The sequence below is a fragment of the Nonomuraea sp. NPDC051298 genome, assembly GCF_055586305.1.
Genome location: NZ_JBVJIM010000019.1, coordinates 36,057 through 53,093 on the forward strand (window position 1 = coordinate 36,057; position 17,037 = coordinate 53,093).

15 protein-coding genes are annotated in these 17,037 nt (G+C 69.6%); 4 read left to right on the plus strand and 11 right to left on the minus strand.

Annotation, left to right across the window (positions count from 1 at the left end; genetic code table 11):
* Nucleotides 1–19: 19 nt before the first annotated feature.
* Nucleotides 20–553: a winged helix-turn-helix transcriptional regulator gene (locus ACZ6S0_RS38760; RefSeq protein WP_465924314.1), complete on the minus strand. Its 534-nt coding sequence runs from the start codon at nucleotides 551–553 to the stop codon at nucleotides 20–22.
* A 55-nt stretch (nucleotides 554–608) separates the two neighbouring features.
* Here ACZ6S0_RS38760 and ACZ6S0_RS38765 point away from each other — a divergent pair, with 55 nt between their 5' ends.
* Nucleotides 609–1,946, plus strand: coding sequence for an MFS transporter (locus ACZ6S0_RS38765; RefSeq protein WP_465924315.1), 1,338 nt, complete (start codon nucleotides 609–611; stop codon nucleotides 1,944–1,946).
* Nucleotides 1,947–1,979: 33 nt separating this feature from the next.
* Here ACZ6S0_RS38765 and ACZ6S0_RS38770 read toward each other — a convergent pair whose 3' ends face one another.
* Nucleotides 1,980–3,065 (minus strand): PrsW family intramembrane metalloprotease, encoded by a 1,086-nt coding sequence (locus ACZ6S0_RS38770; RefSeq protein ID WP_465924316.1) that lies wholly within the window; start codon nucleotides 3,063–3,065, stop codon nucleotides 1,980–1,982.
* 60 nt (nucleotides 3,066–3,125) lie between these two features.
* Complete coding sequence (locus tag ACZ6S0_RS38775) at nucleotides 3,126–4,337, minus strand: amidohydrolase (RefSeq protein ID WP_465924317.1); 1,212 nt, start codon at nucleotides 4,335–4,337, stop codon at nucleotides 3,126–3,128.
* A gap of 69 nt (nucleotides 4,338–4,406) precedes the next feature.
* Between ACZ6S0_RS38775 and ACZ6S0_RS38780 the strand changes: the two genes are divergently transcribed.
* From ACZ6S0_RS38780 to ACZ6S0_RS38790, 3 genes are all read left to right on the plus strand, one after another.
* A complete protein-coding gene (locus ACZ6S0_RS38780; RefSeq protein WP_465924318.1) occupies nucleotides 4,407–4,871 on the plus strand; it encodes a TIGR03618 family F420-dependent PPOX class oxidoreductase in 465 nt (154 codons plus the stop codon).
* Nucleotides 4,872–5,000: 129 nt separating this feature from the next.
* Nucleotides 5,001–7,562, plus strand: coding sequence for a glycosyl hydrolase family 18 protein (locus ACZ6S0_RS38785; protein WP_465924319.1), 2,562 nt, complete (start codon nucleotides 5,001–5,003; stop codon nucleotides 7,560–7,562).
* 212 nt (nucleotides 7,563–7,774) lie between these two features.
* The gene (locus ACZ6S0_RS38790) at nucleotides 7,775–8,608 is read left to right on the plus strand and encodes a glycerophosphodiester phosphodiesterase (RefSeq protein ID WP_465924320.1); all 834 of its coding nucleotides are present in this window, start codon (nucleotides 7,775–7,777) and stop codon (nucleotides 8,606–8,608) included.
* Between the two features lie 23 nt (nucleotides 8,609–8,631).
* On the opposite strand, the gene ACZ6S0_RS38795 is transcribed toward ACZ6S0_RS38790, so the two are convergent.
* From ACZ6S0_RS38795 to ACZ6S0_RS38830, 8 genes are all read right to left on the minus strand, one after another.
* Nucleotides 8,632–10,059 (minus strand): MFS transporter, encoded by a 1,428-nt coding sequence (locus ACZ6S0_RS38795; RefSeq protein WP_465924321.1) that lies wholly within the window; start codon nucleotides 10,057–10,059, stop codon nucleotides 8,632–8,634.
* 93 nt (nucleotides 10,060–10,152) lie between these two features.
* A complete protein-coding gene (locus ACZ6S0_RS38800) occupies nucleotides 10,153–10,599 on the minus strand; it encodes an Rrf2 family transcriptional regulator (protein ID WP_465924322.1) in 447 nt (148 codons plus the stop codon).
* A gap of 111 nt (nucleotides 10,600–10,710) precedes the next feature.
* Nucleotides 10,711–11,283, minus strand: coding sequence for a hypothetical protein (locus ACZ6S0_RS38805; RefSeq protein WP_465924323.1), 573 nt, complete (start codon nucleotides 11,281–11,283; stop codon nucleotides 10,711–10,713).
* Nucleotides 11,284–11,392: 109 nt separating this feature from the next.
* Nucleotides 11,393–11,605 carry a hypothetical protein gene (locus ACZ6S0_RS38810; RefSeq protein WP_465924324.1) on the minus strand — a complete coding sequence of 71 codons (213 nt, stop codon included), beginning with the start codon at nucleotides 11,603–11,605 and terminating at the stop codon, nucleotides 11,393–11,395.
* A gap of 330 nt (nucleotides 11,606–11,935) precedes the next feature.
* On the minus strand, nucleotides 11,936–12,352 hold the full coding sequence (locus ACZ6S0_RS38815; protein ID WP_465924325.1) for a prevent-host-death protein: 417 nt from the start codon (nucleotides 12,350–12,352) through the stop codon (nucleotides 11,936–11,938).
* A gap of 192 nt (nucleotides 12,353–12,544) precedes the next feature.
* Nucleotides 12,545–15,367 carry a vitamin B12-dependent ribonucleotide reductase gene (locus ACZ6S0_RS38820; RefSeq protein ID WP_465924326.1) on the minus strand — a complete coding sequence of 941 codons (2,823 nt, stop codon included), beginning with the start codon at nucleotides 15,365–15,367 and terminating at the stop codon, nucleotides 12,545–12,547.
* Nucleotides 15,364–15,819, minus strand: a complete 456-nt coding sequence (gene nrdR / locus ACZ6S0_RS38825) for a transcriptional regulator NrdR (protein WP_465924327.1) — start codon at nucleotides 15,817–15,819, stop codon at nucleotides 15,364–15,366. The genes ACZ6S0_RS38820 and nrdR overlap by 4 nt, the downstream gene beginning before the upstream one ends.
* 857 nt (nucleotides 15,820–16,676) lie before the next feature.
* Nucleotides 16,677–16,988 carry a LysM peptidoglycan-binding domain-containing protein gene (locus tag ACZ6S0_RS38830; protein ID WP_465924328.1) on the minus strand — a complete coding sequence of 104 codons (312 nt, stop codon included), beginning with the start codon at nucleotides 16,986–16,988 and terminating at the stop codon, nucleotides 16,677–16,679.
* Nucleotides 16,989–17,037 lie beyond the last annotated feature (49 nt).

The following is a 17,037-nucleotide window of genomic DNA, read 5'->3' on the forward strand; positions in this document are numbered from 1 at the left end:
GTGATCTCCCTTCGGGGTATTACCCCATTTTGTCAGGTATCGGGGCCAGCATCCGGTGCGGCGTCCGAAGGGCGAGACTCACCTGGTCCTGCCGGGTGTCACCGCGCAGGCCCGGCCCCGGGCGCACCTCGACCTCGTCGAGAGGGACTTCCCTGCGGCAGGCCGGGCAGACCGCGGCCCGGTCGAGGCGGCTGCCGCAGGCCAGGTGGTGGAACTGGCGCCGGGCGCCGCGCTCGGACAGGTGCCGCTCGCCCCACTGGGCCAGCGCCAGCACGGGGAGCCACAGCTCGCGCCCGACGGAGGTGAGCACGTACTCGTCGCGGGGCGGGGACTCCTGGTAGCGGCGCCGTTCGAGGAGGCCCGCCGCGACCAGCGCGGACAGCCGCTGGGACAACACCGCCTTCGGGATGTCGAGGTGGGCCTGGAAGTCGCCGAAGCGGCGCACGCCGTACATGGCGTCGCGGATGACGAGCAGCGTCCAGCGCTCGCCGATCACCTCCAGGGCACTGGCCAGCGCACAGTCCTGGCCGTCGTAGTTCTTGCCGAGCGCCATGGGCCCATATTAGTTCATTCACCGAACCGTGCTAGCGTGCGCTCTCATGAGTTCAATGACCGAACTGACTGCGCCGACCCGGTCGGGCACGCTGGCCGTGGCGGCGTCGGCGCCGCTGCTCGTCCTGACGAATTTCACGCTGCCGATGGTCACGCTGCGGGACACGGCGCGCTCGCTGGAGGCGGGGCCCACGGGCCCGGTGTGGATCCTGGGCTCGATCGCGCTCGGGTTGTCCTCGCTGCTGCTGGTCGCCGGCGGACTGGCCGACGACCACGGCCGCCGGCGGGTGCTGGTGACGGGCCTGGGCGTGCTCGGGGCGGCCGCCGCGGTGGCCGCCCTCAGCCCGAACCTGCCGGTGTTCGTGCTGGCCAGGCTGGTACAGGGCGGGGCGAGCGCGGCGGTGCTGGCCGCCAGCCTGGGCATCGTGGGACACGCCTACCCGACGGGGACGGAGCGGGTGCGGGCCGCCGGCCGGTACGGGGCGATGATCGGGCTGGGCACGGCCGTGGGGCCCCTCGTCTCCGGGGTGCTGGCGACGGTGGCGGACTGGCGGGCGGTGTACTGGCTGATGGCGGCCAGCGGGCTGGCGCTGGCGGTCCTGTCTGCCCTGATGCTGGAGGAGTCGCGTGCGGAGCGGCCGCGCCGGTTCGACGTGCCGGGCGTGGTGCTGCTCACCCTGGGCGTGGCGGCGCTGGTCGCGGGGGTGACGGAAGGGCGGGCCGGATGGTCGAGGCCGGTCGTGCTCTGGGCGTTCGCGCTGGCCGTGGTGCTGGTGGCGGCGTTCGTGGCCGTGGAGCGGCGGCGGCCTGAGCCGCTGCTGGATCTGGAGCTGTTCGGGCGGCCGGCGTTCCTGGTGGCGACCGGCGGCGCGCTGGTCGTCGGGGCCGCGGTGGTGGGGCTGCTCAGCTACCTGCCGACCGTGCTCCAGGAGGCCCACGGGCTGACCCCCATGGAGACCGCGCTGCTGTTCGCCCTCTGGTCGGGGCTGTCGTTCCTGGCCTCGCTGCTGACCCGCCACGTACGCCTCGGCGCGGCCGGACGGCTGGCCCTCGGCCTCGGGCTGAGCGCGGCCGGGTTCGCCGGGCTGCTCGGCGTGGGCGCGTCGCTGGCGCTGCCGCTGGTGCTCGGCGGGCTGGCGGTCAGCGGGGTGGGCTCAGGGCTGATCAACTCCTCGATCACCCACCTGGCCATCGAGAGCGTGCCCGCGCACCGGGTGAGCATGGGCTCGGGGGCCAACAACACCGCCAGGTACATCGGCTCCTCGCTGGGCGCGGCCGGGATCGCGGCGGTCGTCGGAGGGCTCGGGATCGTGCCGGGGACGACGGTCGCGGTGGCGGGCTGCGTGGTGCTCACGGGCGGGACGGCGCTCGCCGTGCTGCTGGTCCGTTCCTGACCGCCGTGCCTCCGACGCCCCCGTACGCTCGCGTCACCAGCGGCGGGCCTCGGCCATCACCCCCAGGTACGCATCGCGTTCCAGCGCGAACCTGCCCGGGTCCATGCCCTGTCGCTCCGCCCGCAGGTGCAGCATGGTCAGCTCGGTGGCCGCCTGCTGGTAGTCGCTCATGGCCCGGCCGAGCCCGGCCCCCCTGGCCCACTTCCTGGCCGTCTTGCGCGCGGGCAGCGTGGTGAGCATCCGTACGTCGGCGTCGGTGACCAGCCCGGTCTCCTGGTAGGCGGGCAGGTAGAAGGCCATCCTGGCGACCAGGTGGCGGCGCTCGGCCACGGTCACGACGATGAGCCCGACCAGCGCCGCCATGATCACCAGGTACGCGCCGCCGAGCCAGGAGAGCGAGCCGGTGCTCGCGGCCCCGTTCCAGAGGCCGTGCAGGAAGACCGCGCCCAGGTAGCCGAGCGGGATCGCGGCGTACCTGCCCGCCGTGCGGCGGGTGAGCGCGTAGGCGACGCCGAGGCCGATCATGGAGGTGTAGATCGGGTGCCCGAGCGGGTCGATCAGCCCGCGCACCACGAAGAGCTGCACCGCCGCCCCGGCGCCCTCCTCGCCGAACGCCAGCAGGTAGTAGCCGACGTTCTCCACGGCGGCGAAGCCGAGACCGGCCATGGAGGCGTACACGATGCCGTCGGTCAGGCCGTCGATCTCCGTGCGCCTGCGCAGGAGCAGCAGCAGGGCCAGGCCCTTGAACGCCTCCTCGACCACCGGGGCGAGCACGATGACGCCGATGTCCTCGACGGTCGCGGGGCCGTACCCGACCCTGGTGAAGAACTGCTGGCCGGCCAGCGTCAGCGCGATGCCCGCCACGATCGCCACCCCCGCGCCCCACACGAAGGCGAAGACCAGGTTGAGCTTCGGCTCGGGCTCGATCCTGTCGAGCGAGAGCACGGCCGCGAGCAGCACGGGAAGGGGCGCCACGGCCAGCAGCGCGGACAGGCCGAAGCCGACAGGACCACCGCTGTACAACATGACGGCCAGCACGACCATCGCGAGAACGCCGGAGACCACCAGCCCGATCAGCAGAGCCTTGCTGGGACGCTGGGCGAGCAGTGGAGCTGTCATCGTGGTGCCCTCTCTTCCCGTCGGCTCGGCCCACTATGTGCCCGGCGCATCTACGGGCGCTTAACGCTCACTTGATTCGCGGTAGTAAGGATCCGCCACCACGGATTCACCGTCCGTGTACGAATACACCTCCCGGCCGGAAATGAACACCCTCAGCGCCCGGCTCATGACGTCCAGCGGGTCGCCGGACCAGATGACCACGTCACCGTCGAGCCCGGACCGCAGCGCGCCCACCCGGTCGTCGAGACCCATGATGCGGGCGGGGTTCACGGTGATCGAGCGCAGCGCGGCGGCCGGGTCGAGGCCCTCCTTGACCGCCAGCGTGGCCTGGTGGACGAGGAAGTGGATGGGCACGACGGGGTGGTCGGTGGTGATGGCCAGCTCGACGCCCGCGCGGTCCAGGATGCCGGGGTTGCGCAGCGAGCGCTCGCGCAGCTCGACCTTCGACCGGCTGGTGAACAGCGGGCCGATGATGACCGGCACGTTCCGCTCGGCCAGGGTGTCGGCCAGCAGGTGGCCCTCCGTGCCGTGGTTGATCACGAGGCGGTAGCCGAACTCGCCGGCCAGCCTGAGCGCGGTCGCGATGTCGTCGGCGCGGTGGGTGTGCTGGCACCACGGCAGCTCGCCGTCCAGCACGCGGACCAGCACCTCCAGCGTCCCGTCACGGTCGAACGGCTTGTCCTCGGCCGCGGCGGCGTCCCGCTTGGCCCGGTAGTCCTGGGCCTTCATGAACGCGTCGCGGATCACGGCGGCGACGCCCTGCCGGGTGGAGGGCAGCTTCTTCTGGTCGCCGTACACGCGCTTGGGGTTCTCGCCGAGCGCGCTCTTGACGCTCACCGGCTCCTTGATCAGCATCTCGTCCACGGACCTGCCCCAGCACTTGACCGCGACCGTCTGACCGCCGATCGGGTTGCCGGAGCCGGGCTTGATCACAGCGGTCGTGACGCCGCCGGACAACGCGTCGCCGAAGGCCAGGTCCGCCGGGTTGATGGCGTCGAGCGCGCGCAGGCGGGCGCCGTTGGGGTCGGTCATCTCGTTGGTGTCCTGGCCCGCCCAGCCCTCGGCCTCCTCGTGCACGCCGAGGTGGCCGTGGGCCTCCACGAAGCCGGGCAGCACCCAGGCGCCCGCGGCGTCCACGACCGGGATGCCCTCGGGCACGGCCACGTCCCGGCCGACCGCGGTGATCTTCCCGTCCTGGACGAGTACGGTTCCGCCGTCGATGGGGTCGCCGTCTACCGGCACGACATATCCACTGGTAATGGCAACATTCATGACTCGTAACTTATCGGTGGGCTAGGGTGAGGACTCTCTACCCGGGCTCATCCATGTGAAGGTCAGTCAATGCCGGACACCAGCGACCTGGGCGTGAGCCCGCTCTCGCTGCGCGACGAGGAACTGTCGGACCTGCTGGCCGGGCAGCGGTTCGGCGCGCTGGCGACCATGACCGCCGGTGGCCGGCCGCACCTGTCCACCGTCGCCTACACCTGGGATCCGCGACGGCGCGTCGTTCGGATCTCGACCGTCGCCGACCGGCCCAAGGTGCGCCAGTTGCACCAGGACCCGCGCTGCGCGCTCTATGCGGCCAGCGACGACTTCTCGTCGTACGTGGTGGCCGAGGGCGAGGCGGAGCTGTCGCCGGTGAGCGACGAGCCGGGCGACGAGGTGGGCAGGGAGTTGCTGGCGCACCTCGGGCCGGTCGCCGACGAGGAGACGTTCCTGCGCCGGGCGGTGACCGACCGGCGGCTGGTGATCAGGCTCAGGGTGTCACGGCTGTACGGGAGCGCCCTGCCCGTCGCCTCCGCGTAGCGCGCCACCGGTCGCGATCACCACCGGATCTGCGCCAGGGGCTTCGGCGAAGGCGCCCTTGCAAGTTGCCCGGCAGCGGCTTACGATCCGCGTAATTGTTAGGAAACTTTCTTTAAAGAAAGGTCCGACGTGCGCCGATTAGCCACCCCCCTGATCGCCGTTCTCGTGATCGTCGCGCTGTGCGGGCTGCCCGCGCAGGCCGCGAGCCGCCTCGTCGCCACGTTCTCACTGTCCGGGACCACGGGCACGTTCGTGGTGAGCAACCCGGGTACGACCGCCGTGACCGGCTGGTCGATCGTCTTCGAGTTGCCCGCCGGAGTCACGGCGTCCAGCCCGCAGAACGCCACCATCCGGCAGAACGGCACCAGGGTGACCCTCACCCCCGCCTTCTACATCAACACCCTCCAACCGGGCAGGACCACCGAGCCGTACAGCCCGAAGGTCACGCTCAGCGCCGCCGTGCAGCCCGTGAGCTGCCTGATCGACGGCGCGAACTGCGACGGCAGCGGCGGCGACCCGCCCGCCAAGCCGCCGGTGAGCGCCACCTACGACGTGAACGGCACCTCGGCCAAGTTCGTCGTGGCCAACAACGGCACCGCCCCGCTCAACGGCTGGACGATCGTCTTCGACCTGCCCGCCGGGGTCACCGCGAGCAACGCCCAGAACGGTTCGCTCAGCCAGAGCGGGCGCACCGTGACCCTCACCCCCGCCCACTACAACACCACCGTGAACGCGGGCGGGACCACCGAGCCGTACAGCCCGGCGTTCACGCTCAGCACCGCCAACGCCGAGCCGACGAGCTGCCGGATCAACGACGTGAACTGCGACGGCTCCCCCGACGCGCCGCCGGCCGCGCCGGGCAACCTGCGCTCGCCCGCCCACACCACGAAGACCGTCTCGCTCGCCTGGGACGCCTCCGTGCCGGGCAGTCTCCCGATCACCGGGTACGACGTCTACAACGGCACCTCGCTCGCCACCTCGGTGACCGGGACCTCGGCCACGGTGTCCGGGCTGACGCCCTCGACCGAGTACACGTTCACCGTCAAGGCCAAGGACCGCAAGGGCACGACGTCGCCCGCGTCCTCGGCACTGAAGGTGACCACCCGCAACCCGGCCGACGACACGCAGCCGCCCACCGCACCCGGCGATCTGCGCAGCACGGCGAGGACGTCGTCCAGCGTCACGCTGGCGTGGTCCGCCTCAACCGACAACTCCGGCATCGCCAGCTACGACGTCTACATCGGCTCCTCGGTGGCCGCGACCGTCACCGGCACCACGGCGGTCGTCTCCGGACTGTCCCCCTCGACCGAGTACGCGTTCACCGTCAAGGCCCGCGACCTGTACGACAACGTCTCCCCCGCCGGCGCCGTGGTGCGGGCGACCACCGCGGACATCGTCGAGAACGGCTACGCCCGCGTCGGATACTTCGTGCAGTGGGGCATCTACGGCCGCCAGTACTTCGTCCGCAACCTCGACACCACCGGCGCGGCGGCCAAGCTCACGCACATCAACTACGCCTTCGCCAACATCGACCCGCAGAACCTGACCTGTCTCCAAGGCGTCACCAAGGGCACCACCACCAACCCCCAGGACCCGAACCAGGGCGACGGGGCGGGCGACGCCGAGGCCGACTACGGACGGCCGTTCAGCGCCGCCCAGTCGGTGGACGGCGTGGCCGACACCGGCTGGGAGAAGCTGCGCGGCAACTTCAACCAGATCAAGAAGCTCAAGGCCAAGCACCCGCACCTGAAGGTGCTGATCTCGCTGGGCGGCTGGACCTACTCCAAGTACTTCTCCGACGTGGCCGCCACCGACGCGGCCCGCAAGAAGTTCGTCTCGTCGTGCATCGACATCTACATCAAGGGCAACCTGCCCGAGTACAACGGCGCGGGCGGCCCCGGCACGGCGGCGGGCGTCTTCGACGGCATCGACCTCGACTGGGAGTGGCCGGGCGCAGAAGGGCACCCGGGCAACCACGTCAGCCCGGCCGACAAGGCCAACAACACGCTGCTCATCGCCGAGTTCCGCCGCCAGCTCGACGCGCTGACGACCACGACGGGCAAGAGGTACCAGCTCACGGCCTTCACCCCGGCCGACCCCGCCAAGATCGCCGCCGGCTGGGACCTGCCCGAGGTCGCCAAGCACCTGGACATCTTCAACGTCCAGGGGTACGACTTCCACGGCGCGGGCAGCGACAACTCCTGGGAGCCGAACCGTACCGGCCACCAGGGCAACCTCTATCTCGACAGCGACAGCCCGTACAACCCGGACTTCAGCGTCGAGAAGGCCGTGGACGTCTACCTCCAGGCCGGGGTGAACCCCCGCAAGATCACCATCGGCCTGGCGTACTACGGCCGCGGCTGGCAACAGGTCACCGACGGCGGCAAGTACGGCGAGTGGCAGCAGGCCAACGGCGCCGCGCCCGGCCAGTTCCAGGAGGAGGCGGGCACGCGGGGCTACAGCAACCTGCTGGCCATGGTGCCGGGCTGCACGATCCGGCACGACGAAGTGGCGGTGGCCACGTACTGCTACACCGGGAACGGCGGGCAGTGGTGGACGTTCGACGACGCCTGGTCGATCGGCAAGAAGACGGCCTGGCTGCGGAGCAAGGGGCTGCTCGGCGCGATGATCTGGGAGATGTCCGGTGACACCGGCGCCCTGACCACCGCCCTGGACGCCGGCCTCCGCTGACCTTCGACACCGGGGCGGGACCACGGACGCCACCCGCCCCGGCCCACCCTCGCGCACGCACGCCCCCGGCGTCACCGCCGCCGCCCCCGTGAATCCCGCGTGTCGAATGCTCATCCGCCAGGCACCGGCGGGCTACTCTGCTCTCAACTCCAAGTCATGCGGTCTTGTCACCGTCGAGTCGTCGTTGTGTCTCTCCCCATCAGAGGAGATCCATGTTCAGGCGACTCGCCGTCCTCATCGCGACCTCCCTCGTCCTCCCCCTCGCCTCGACCCCCGCCGAAGCCACCAACGCCGCCGCGGCGGTCGTCAACGTCGCCCACCGGGGCGCCTCCGCCTACGCCCCCGAGAACACGATCGCCGCCTTCGAACTGGCCGCCCGGCAGGGCGCCGACCTGTTCGAGCTGGACGTCCAGGAGACCAAGGACCACGAGCTGGTCCTGATGCACGACACGACGCTCACCCGTACCACCGACGTCGAACACGTCTTCCCCGGCCTCGCCCCCTGGAACGTCGACGACCTCACCCTCGCCCAGATCCGCAAACTGGACGCCGGTTCGTGGCTGTCCGACAAGTACGACGGCGAGCGCGTCCCCACCCTGGGCGAAGCGCTGCGCGCGATGAGCGGCTCAGGACTGGGCCTGCTGCTGGAGGTCAAGGCGCCGGAGCGCTACCCCGGCATCGAGGCCCGCATCGCCGCCGAGCTGCGCGACCACTCCTCCTGGCCGGCCTCCGGCAAGGTGGTGGTGCAGTCGTTCGACTGGGACTCGATGCGCAGGTTCGGACGGTTGCTGCCCGACGTGCCGATCGGGCTGCTGGGCACGCCTTCGAGCGCCGAGCTGCCGGGGCTGGCCCGGTTCGCCGACCAGATCAACCCGCCGTACGCCACACTCACGGCCTCCTACGTACGCCGGGTCCACTCCCTGGGCCTGGACGTCCTCACCTGGACCGTCGACAACCCGGACACCATGCGCCGCATGGTCGGATACGGGGTGGACGGCATCATCACCAACAAGCCCGACGTCCTGCGCGACGTACTCGGCTCCTGACCCCACGGTTTCGACCCGATCTCTCACGACCTGTTCGGAGCTGGAGCCGCGGCGGGGCGCATCCGGTACGCCACGATCAACGCCGGGACGATGACCACGACCATGGCCAGGAAGGCATCGGAGAAGGCGGCGCCTTCGTGACCGGGGTAGAGAGGGTTGATGGCGCCGCTGCCGCCTTGCTGTCCTGCGGTTACCAGCACACCGAACAGGGCCGGGCCGGTGCCCGCGCCGAGGAACTGGGCACCTTGCAGGATCCCGAGGCCGACGCCGACCTGGTCGGGCGGCAACGCGCCGGCCGCGGCGCTGATGACCGGGGTCATCACGAAGATGAACCCGACGCTGAGCCCGAAAATCCCGACCCCCGCGGGGATCACCGACGTGCCCCCCGTGAAGGTCGACAAGATCAGGGCGAACAGTCCCATGGCGGCGAGGCCCGTCAGCACCAGGGGCCGGGTGCCGCTGCGGTCGGCGAGACGGCCGATCAACGGCGAAACGACGGCGACGGCGACCCCGGCCGGGATCATGACCAGGGCCCCGGCCCCCGGGCCGAGACCGTTGACGTCAACCAGCAGCAGCGGGACGAGCACCAGGCCGCCGAGGTTGACGATCATGGCCAGGAACGCGACGACGACCGCGGCCCGGTAGACCCGGTTGGTGAACAACGCGGGCGGCACGAACGGCTGCGCGACGCGGACGGTACGCCAAGCGAAGAGCGCGATCGCCACGGCCGCCACCACGAGGCTGACCCAGGAGGAGGGCGCGGTCAGGCCGGCGACCTGCGCCTGAGTGATGCCGAACAGCACCAGCCCGGCGCCCAGGCCCAGGAAGATGCCGCCGAGAAGATCGAACCGGCTCGCACCCGCCGGGGCCTGGTCCGGTAGCACGCGCAACGCCGCGGGAAGCAGCACCAGCGCGACCACCAGCATGAGCCAGAACAGCGCGGGCCAGCCGAGGAACTCGCCGATCCCGCCACCGACGGCCGGTCCGGCGGCGGTGCCGATACCCGAGGCCGCGGAGAGGACGCCGATCCCCATCCCCCGCTTGTCCTCCGGCATCAACCTGGTGACGGCGATGATCGAGAGCACGGGTATCGCGGCCGCGCCTATCCCCATCACGATCCGCCCGAACACGAGCACGAGCAGATCGGGGGAGAGCGCGCAGATCAGGCTCCCGGCGGCGTAGGTCAGCAGCGCGAAACCGAACAGCCGCCGCAGGCTCACCCGGTCGGAGATGCGGCCGAAAAAGGGGATCCCGACCGAGAACATCAGCAGGAAACCGGTGACGACCCACGCGAGTTCCGCGTCCGAAGCCCCGAACTGTGCTCCGATCGACGGGAGTACGAGATTGACCATGTCACTGGCGATGACCGTGATGAGCATCGCCGGCATGAGCACTGCCAGCAGGGCCGGCCCGGAGCCGGTTCGCTCGGTTGTCGTCGATGTGAGTGTCATTCCAGGCGTCCTCCGTACGGCAGTTACTGCCACTGTCGTAGTTACAGTTAGGGCAAAGAGAACGGCGGAGGACCTGCCTCCGCCACTGCTCAGCTAACGATTCTGGGCCGCGAGTTCGCGCTCCCTGTCCAGCACCTGCCGGAGCAGGTGGGCGATGGTCGTCCGGCCGAGCCGCTCTTCCATGGCCCGTTCGGCGTCCCGGAACTCCACCTCGAGCAGGCCCTGCATGTGGCGCCCGACCGCGCACTCCTCGCTGGGCGGATGGGCGTGCCGCGACAGGATCGGCCCCTCCTCGACCGCGGCGTAGGCGTCGTAGAGGGAGATCTCGCGTGGGGCGCGGGCAAGGGACCAGCCGCCACCACGCCCCTCGGTGGACCACACCAGGCCGGCGTCCCGCAGACTGGCGAGGATGCGCCGTACGAGGACCGGATTGCTCGCCAGGCTGTCCGCGATCTCCGCGGAGGTCAGCGTGCGGTCGCCCGGGCGCGCCAACATCGTGAGCGCGTGAATCGCGACCGCACTCCTGCTGCTGAGACTCACCCTCACCCCTTCGGACTCCGCCGCGACACCGACCGAACTGCAACGAGGCTAGTTGCAGTTCGGTCGCTCGTCAATCCGGCACGATCAGAGACGGTCGAGACCGATGGTTGATCACCAGCCGTCCCACCCTCGGCAACCCCACCAGGGGCCGGTCAGATGCCTGAGCCCGTATTCGTGGTCGTCGGCGCGCGGTTGACCGCGAACAGCCCACACGAAGCAGCGCGAACCCGCGACAGGCCAGTCGCTGATCTGCAATTCGACGCCGGTGAGCCGGCTCTCCTCTGCGAGAACGTGGCCGCATACCGGGAAGAGCCCTGTCCACGCACAGACAGGAAGGTCTCGCGCGCCGCCGCGCAGGACGTCCTGGGCGAAGCCCTCCATGCTGGACCGGGAGAGGGCGAAGCGCGCCTTGAAGGGCAGGTCGGCGTCGACGGCAGACCACAGCACCAAGACGATCAACGGTAACGCGAGCCAGCCGGGGAAACGGCGCCGTACTGCGGTGGCGTCGTGCATCAACGCCACGATGAGGCGGACGGCCCAGTACAACACCAGCGGCACGAGAGCGAAGATCACTATCACGCCGGATTCGGCATAGCTGAAGGGCACGCTCACCCACCATGCGACCACGAGGGCGGTGATCACGACAGCAGCGTGGTAGCCCCGCCCTGGTGGCTTGTTGATCACGACGTCACCCTAGCGCTTGGTCAGCCACGATCTCCAGAGAGCGCCTTCGCCGCCGAGCGCCGGCACCGCACCCACCCGGCGCCCGACCACCAAGGAGAGTGATCCCAGCTCAAGGCAGACCAAGCTCTTCTCCTCCGCTCATGCTCATGCGAAGCGGCCCGTGCGTCCCCGGTTCTTCGGCCTGATGAAGGCGACCACCGGGTTCCTGGCCGCCACGCTGCTGATGCAGGGGATCACCGCCGGGCAGTTCCACGGGCTTGCCCGCGTTCAGCGCCGCGGCGGTGAGCCCACCGATCACGGGCTCATCGGGGAAGTCCCACATCGCGCCATGGCCACCGGCGAAAAAGAGGCCGTCGTGGTCAGTCGTTGCCGCTGTCCCGCAGGGGCAACCGACGCACGCAGCGGCGCTCGCGCCTCGACGTCCTCGTTCAGCCTCCGCAGAGCCACCGTCTCGACGCCCGTGCCGAAACTCAGAGGATCGACCGGCGGGTCGCACCAAGTGGTGATGCGACGACCACCTCGACGCCGGCCTCCTTCAGCACGTAGTACGGCGACGCGAACGTCTGCCAGCCTCCCCGAACGTTCCGCACCAGACGCCGGCCCTCGACCCGACAGAACCGGTCGTGATACTCACGGGTAACCTAGGGCCAGCTCACCGGCCCTTCCCCACCAGCCATTCGCGCAGTCGCTCGTCATCACTGAGGCTGATCAACTGGACAAGCCCCCAGTTCTCACGGTGGTTCGGCGCGTCGAGCAGACGGCCCTGCCAATCCTCCGCGTACTCACGGAGCCCCTCGATCATCTCCGCAATGGCTTGGTCGAAGGTCGCACCGTCCGCGGCGACAGGAAGCCCCGGAATGAAGACCGACCAGCCGCCGGCTTCAGGAAGCACCTGTGCTCGAGAAGGAGTGACCATCGCGAGGTGGTGCCGGAGTCTTTCAACATCCACGATGGCCGTCACGGCTGACTCACGACGCACCGTTGCCACGCGACCTTTCTCGGCCGCGTCCAAAAGCGCCTGGAGATGTGCACGAGCTTCCGTAAAGCTGTCGATGTGAACAGCGGTCATGACGAACCCCTCAGCGGGACGCACCTCCACGACACCACCTAGGTACGTCGCGTACTGGTCATTCAACCGCACGGCCGACCGCACAGTCGCATCAAGCGCAACGACTGGCACCCAGAGTTGCCGACGGGGCGTCGGTATGTCACCGACGCCCCGTTGCCGACCAGGCAGTTCACATCTGCCTGGAGCCCAGGATCAGCTACACCCGCTGGTCGAGCCGCAGCCCTCGCAGACGTAGCAGCTACCGGCGGGACGCATCTTCGTGCCGCACGTCATGCAGAGCGGCGCGTCTGCCGTGAAACGCTGGTGGCTCTCCAGCGTCACCTCCTTGGCGGCCGGCAGCACCTCCGCCGTCGGCCGGGCGGCGGGTTCGATGGGGGCCGACTGCGCCAGCGCCTCGCGGTCCACCGTCTCCTGCAGGGCCGCCGGGTCCTCGCCGCGCTGCTGCGCCGCCCGCTCGGCCGCCGAGAAGATGCCCAGCGCCGCCCGCTCGTCATAGGGCAGGTGGTCGAGGGCCAGGCGGCGGAAGATGTAGTCCATAACCGAGGTGGCCATCCGGATGTCCGGGTCGTCGGTCATCCCGGCCGGCTCGAACCGCATGTTGACGAACTTGCTCATGTACGTCTCCAGCGGCACCCCGTACTGGAGCCCGATGGAGATCGCCACCGAGAAGGCGTCCATGACGCCCGCCAGCGTCGAGCCCTGCTTGGACATCTTGAGGAAGACCTCGCCCAGCCCGTCGTCGGGGTAGGACGAAGCGGTCATGTAGCCCTTGGCGCCGCCCACCGTGAAGCGGGTGGTCATGCTCGGCCGCTGGTTGGGCATGCGCCGCCGGGTCGGCCGGTTGACCTCGATGACCTTGACCTCGGGCTCCGCGGACTCCTTGGGCTCCTGCTTCTTGGAGCCGTCGCCCACCGACAGCGGCTGGCCCACCTTGCAGTTGTCGCGGTAGACCGCCAGCGCCTTGAGGCCGAGCCGCCAGCCTTCGAGGTAGACCTGCTCGATGTCGTCGATCGTGGCCGACTCGGGCAGGTTGACGGTCTTGGAGATCGCGCCGGACAGGAACGCCTGCGTGGCCGCCATCATCCGGACGTGCCCCATCGGCGCGATCGCCCGCTCACCCATCGCGCAGTCGAACACCTCGTAGTGCTCCTGGCGCAGGCCGGGGGCGTCGACGACGTGGCCGTGCTCGGCGATGTACTCGACGGTCGCCTCGATCTGCTCCTGCTGGTAGCCGAGCTGCTTGAGCGCCCGCGGGATCGTCTGGTTGACGATCTGCATGGACCCGCCGCCGACCAGCTTCTTGAACTTGACCAGCGCCAGGTCCGGCTCGATGCCGGTCGTGTCGCAGTCCATCATGAGGCCGATCGTGCCGGTGGGGGCCAGGAGGCTGGCCTGCGCGTTGCGGTAGCCGTTCTTCTCGCCCAGCTTCAGGCACTCCGACCACTGGCGGGACGCCTCGGCGTGGATCTTGGCGTCCATGGAGCCGATCGTGCGCAGGTCGTCGTTGGCCGCCGCGTGCTTGCGCATGACGCGCTTGTGCGGCTCGGCATTCCTCGCATACCCGTCGTACGGGCCCACGACCCCGGCCAGCTCGGCGCTGCGCCGGTAGGACACGCCGGTCATCAGCGACGTGATCGCCCCGGCCACGGCCCGGCCGCCGTCGGAGTCGTACGCGTGGCCCGTCGCCATGAGCAGCGCGCCCAGGTTGGCGTAGCCGATGCCGAGCTGCCGGTAGGCCCGAGTGGTCTCGCCGATCTTCTCCGTCGGGAAGTCGGCGAAGGTGATCGAGATGTCCATCGCGGTGATGATCAGCTCGGTCAGCTTGACGAAGTCGGCCACGTTGAAGGTGTTGTCGTCCTTCAGGAACTTCAGCAGGTTGATGCTGGCCAGGTTGCAGGAGGAGTTGTCGAGGTGGACGTACTCGCTGCAGGGGTTGCTGGCCGTGATGCGGCCCGTCTCCGGCGTGGTGTGCCAGTCGTTGATCGTGTCGTCGTACTGGAGGCCGGGGTCGGCGCACTCCCAGGCCGCCTTGGCCATCTTGCGGAAGAGGTCTTTCGCGTCGACCTTCTCGATGACCTCGCCGGTCAGGCGGGCCCGCAGCGCGAAGTCGCCGCCCTTCTCCACCGCGCGCATGAACTCCTCGGAGACGCGTACGGAGTTGTTGGCGTTCTGGTACTGGACGCTGACGATGTCCTTGCCGCCCAGGTCCATGTCGAAACCGGCGTCACGCAGCGCGCGGACCTTGTCCTCCTCGCGCGCCTTGGTCTCGATGAACTCCTCGATGTCGGGGTGGTCGACGTCGAGCACGACCATCTTGGCCGCCCGCCGGGTCGCCCCGCCCGACTTGATGGTGCCCGCGCTCGCGTCGGCGCCCCGCATGAAGGACACGGGCCCGCTCGCGGTGCCGCCGCTCGACAACAACTCCTTGGACGAACGGATCCTCGACAGGTTCACACCGGACCCGGAGCCGCCCTTGAAGATCACGCCCTCTTCCTTGTACCACTCCAGGATCGACTCCATCGTGTCGTCCACGGAGAGGATGAAACAGGCGCTGACCTGCTGGGGCGACCGGGTGCCCACGTTGAACCAGACCGGCGAGTTGAACGCGAACACCTGGTGCGCCAGCGCGTGCTTCAACTCGTGATCGAAGATCTCGGCGTCCTCGTCGGTCGCGAAGTAGCCGTGCTCGATGCCGGTCCTGGTGTAGACGCCGACGACCCGGTCGATGAGCTGCTTCAGGCTCCACTCCCGCTGCGGCGTGCCCACGGCGCCGCGGAAGTATTTCGTCGTCACGATGTTGGCCGCGTTGACCGACCAGAACTCGGGGAACTCGACGCCCCGCTGCTCAAAGTTGACCGACCCGTCACGCCAGTTCGTCATGACGACGTCGCGGCGCTCCCACTGGATCTCGTCATACGGGTGCACGCCAGGCGTGGTGAAGATCCGCTTCATCTTCAGGCCCTTGCGCGGACGCTTGCCCCCGCGCGCCACTGAACCGCTGGCCGTCTCCGTCATGACTCCCCCTTCTTCGCCTTCAACTGTGAGATCTCGGCCTCGAAGTCCGCCAGGCTCTCGAAACCGCGATATACCGATGCGAACCGCAGATAGGCCACCTCGTCGAGGTCTCGCAACGGGCCGAGGATGGCCAGCCCCACCTCGTTGGAGGGGATCTCGGCCGCGCCCTTCGCCCTGATGGCCTCCTCCACCCGCTGCCCGAGCTGCGCCAGCGAATCCTCGCTGACCGGCCTGCCCTGACACGCCCGCCGCACGCCCGCGACGACCTTGTCCCGCGAGAACGGCTCCGTCACTCCGCTCCGCTTGCTCACCATGAGCAGAACGGTCTCCTGCGTGGTGAACCTGCGCCCGCATTCGGGACAGGTGCGACGACGCCGGATCGCCGCGCCGTCGTCCGTGGAGCGGCTGTCGATGACCCTGGTGTCAGGGTGGCGACAGAACGGACAGTGCACGCTTTCGCCTCCAAGACCTGCGGCCACCACACACGCCGGAACCACCGTGACGGGACGCTCGCGCACACTCCACGGCTGTCCATGGAGCGGTCACGGAAACACAAGGTGTGGTGAACTACATCGGTGTAACTACTAGATGTTGTGGTCCAACGGTAGAAGCGCGCGACCATGAACGCAAGTTGAGCGCACCCATCCGACCGAAGTCGCTGATCAGCCCACCCTCCCCACCAGCCTCGGGCGTGTCGGACCGGCTCGGGTGATCTTCCCGCAGGTGAGGCGTCACATCTGTTGCGTACAAGCTCACTCGTAAGCAAACCTCACAACCCTACCGAACCCCACACCAACCACCTCTCCTCCGCCAGCCACACCTCTCCGCCCCACCAAACGCCCGCCCCCAACGCCCGCCCGTCACCGCTTCCAACACCTGCCCGTCATCCAACACCTGCCCGTCACCGCCTCCGACACCTGCCCTCTGCGCCCACAAGACCTGACCTCCTGACCCCGGGCCCACAACCCACACGCCGCCTCCGCACCGCCGCCACGCCGCCTCGTCCTGACGGCCGCGCCTCGCCTCTCCGGCCGAGGCGCGACGTGCGCCGCCCCAAGCCCGCCCGATCCTTTCCCAGACGCCGCCCCCCGCCCAACGGACGCGCCGTACAGCATCCCGACAATCGTCGCCGCCGCCTCGGGACCTACCTCCGTCCCAACCCTGACCCCCACGCCGACCTGGGCCCTTACCTCATTTCAACCCTGACTCCGCCCCCAACCATCCCGAAAACCACTCGCAGTCTCCGAGCAGCCGTCCGCGATTCCTCGTCCATGTCCGCGCGCCGGTCACCGGCAAGCGGCCTCGCCCGTCACCGCAAGGCGGCCGTGTCCTTCGGGACGTACAGGCGGGCACCCGGCCGGATGAGAGAGTCGGGCAGCCCGTTCAGCCGCTTGATCTCCTCCACCACAGCCCCGACGTCATCCCCCTCGGCCAGCGCGTCGGCGATCTTCCACAGCGTGTCCCCCTTGTGGACCTCGACCCACGGCAACCCGGCGTGCCCGGTCACCACGACCTGGACCGCCGCGTGCCCGGCCGCCCGCGTGCCGAGCCAGAACCCGCCCAGCGACAACAACGCCACGGCCACCACGAGCACGACCCGCCCACGCCGGGTCAACCGCACAGGCGCGGCACCCCGCCTCCCGACCGAGCCACCGCCCCGACCGACCACA

Bases quoted from the DNA above. Each gene is read 5' to 3' on its own strand.
- ACZ6S0_RS38820 (WP_465924326.1), bottom strand. From the start codon at position 15,367: ATGACGGAGACGGCCAGCGGTTCAGTGGCGCGCGGGGGCAAGCGTCCG.
- ACZ6S0_RS38775 (WP_465924317.1), bottom strand. From the start codon at position 4,337: ATGAATGTTGCCATTACCAGTGGATATGTCGTGCCGGTAGACGGCGAC.
- ACZ6S0_RS38790 (WP_465924320.1), top strand. From the start codon at position 7,775: ATGTTCAGGCGACTCGCCGTCCTCATCGCGACCTCCCTCGTCCTCCCC.
- ACZ6S0_RS38765 (WP_465924315.1), top strand. From the start codon at position 609: ATGACCGAACTGACTGCGCCGACCCGGTCGGGCACGCTGGCCGTGGCG.
- ACZ6S0_RS38780 (WP_465924318.1), top strand. From the start codon at position 4,407: ATGCCGGACACCAGCGACCTGGGCGTGAGCCCGCTCTCGCTGCGCGAC.
- ACZ6S0_RS38770 (WP_465924316.1), bottom strand. From the start codon at position 3,065: ATGACAGCTCCACTGCTCGCCCAGCGTCCCAGCAAGGCTCTGCTGATC.
- ACZ6S0_RS38815 (WP_465924325.1), bottom strand. From the start codon at position 12,352: ATGACCGCTGTTCACATCGACAGCTTTACGGAAGCTCGTGCACATCTC.
- ACZ6S0_RS38810 (WP_465924324.1), bottom strand. From the start codon at position 11,605: ATGTGGGACTTCCCCGATGAGCCCGTGATCGGTGGGCTCACCGCCGCG.
- ACZ6S0_RS38760 (WP_465924314.1), bottom strand. From the start codon at position 553: ATGGCGCTCGGCAAGAACTACGACGGCCAGGACTGTGCGCTGGCCAGT.
- ACZ6S0_RS38795 (WP_465924321.1), bottom strand. From the start codon at position 10,059: ATGACACTCACATCGACGACAACCGAGCGAACCGGCTCCGGGCCGGCC.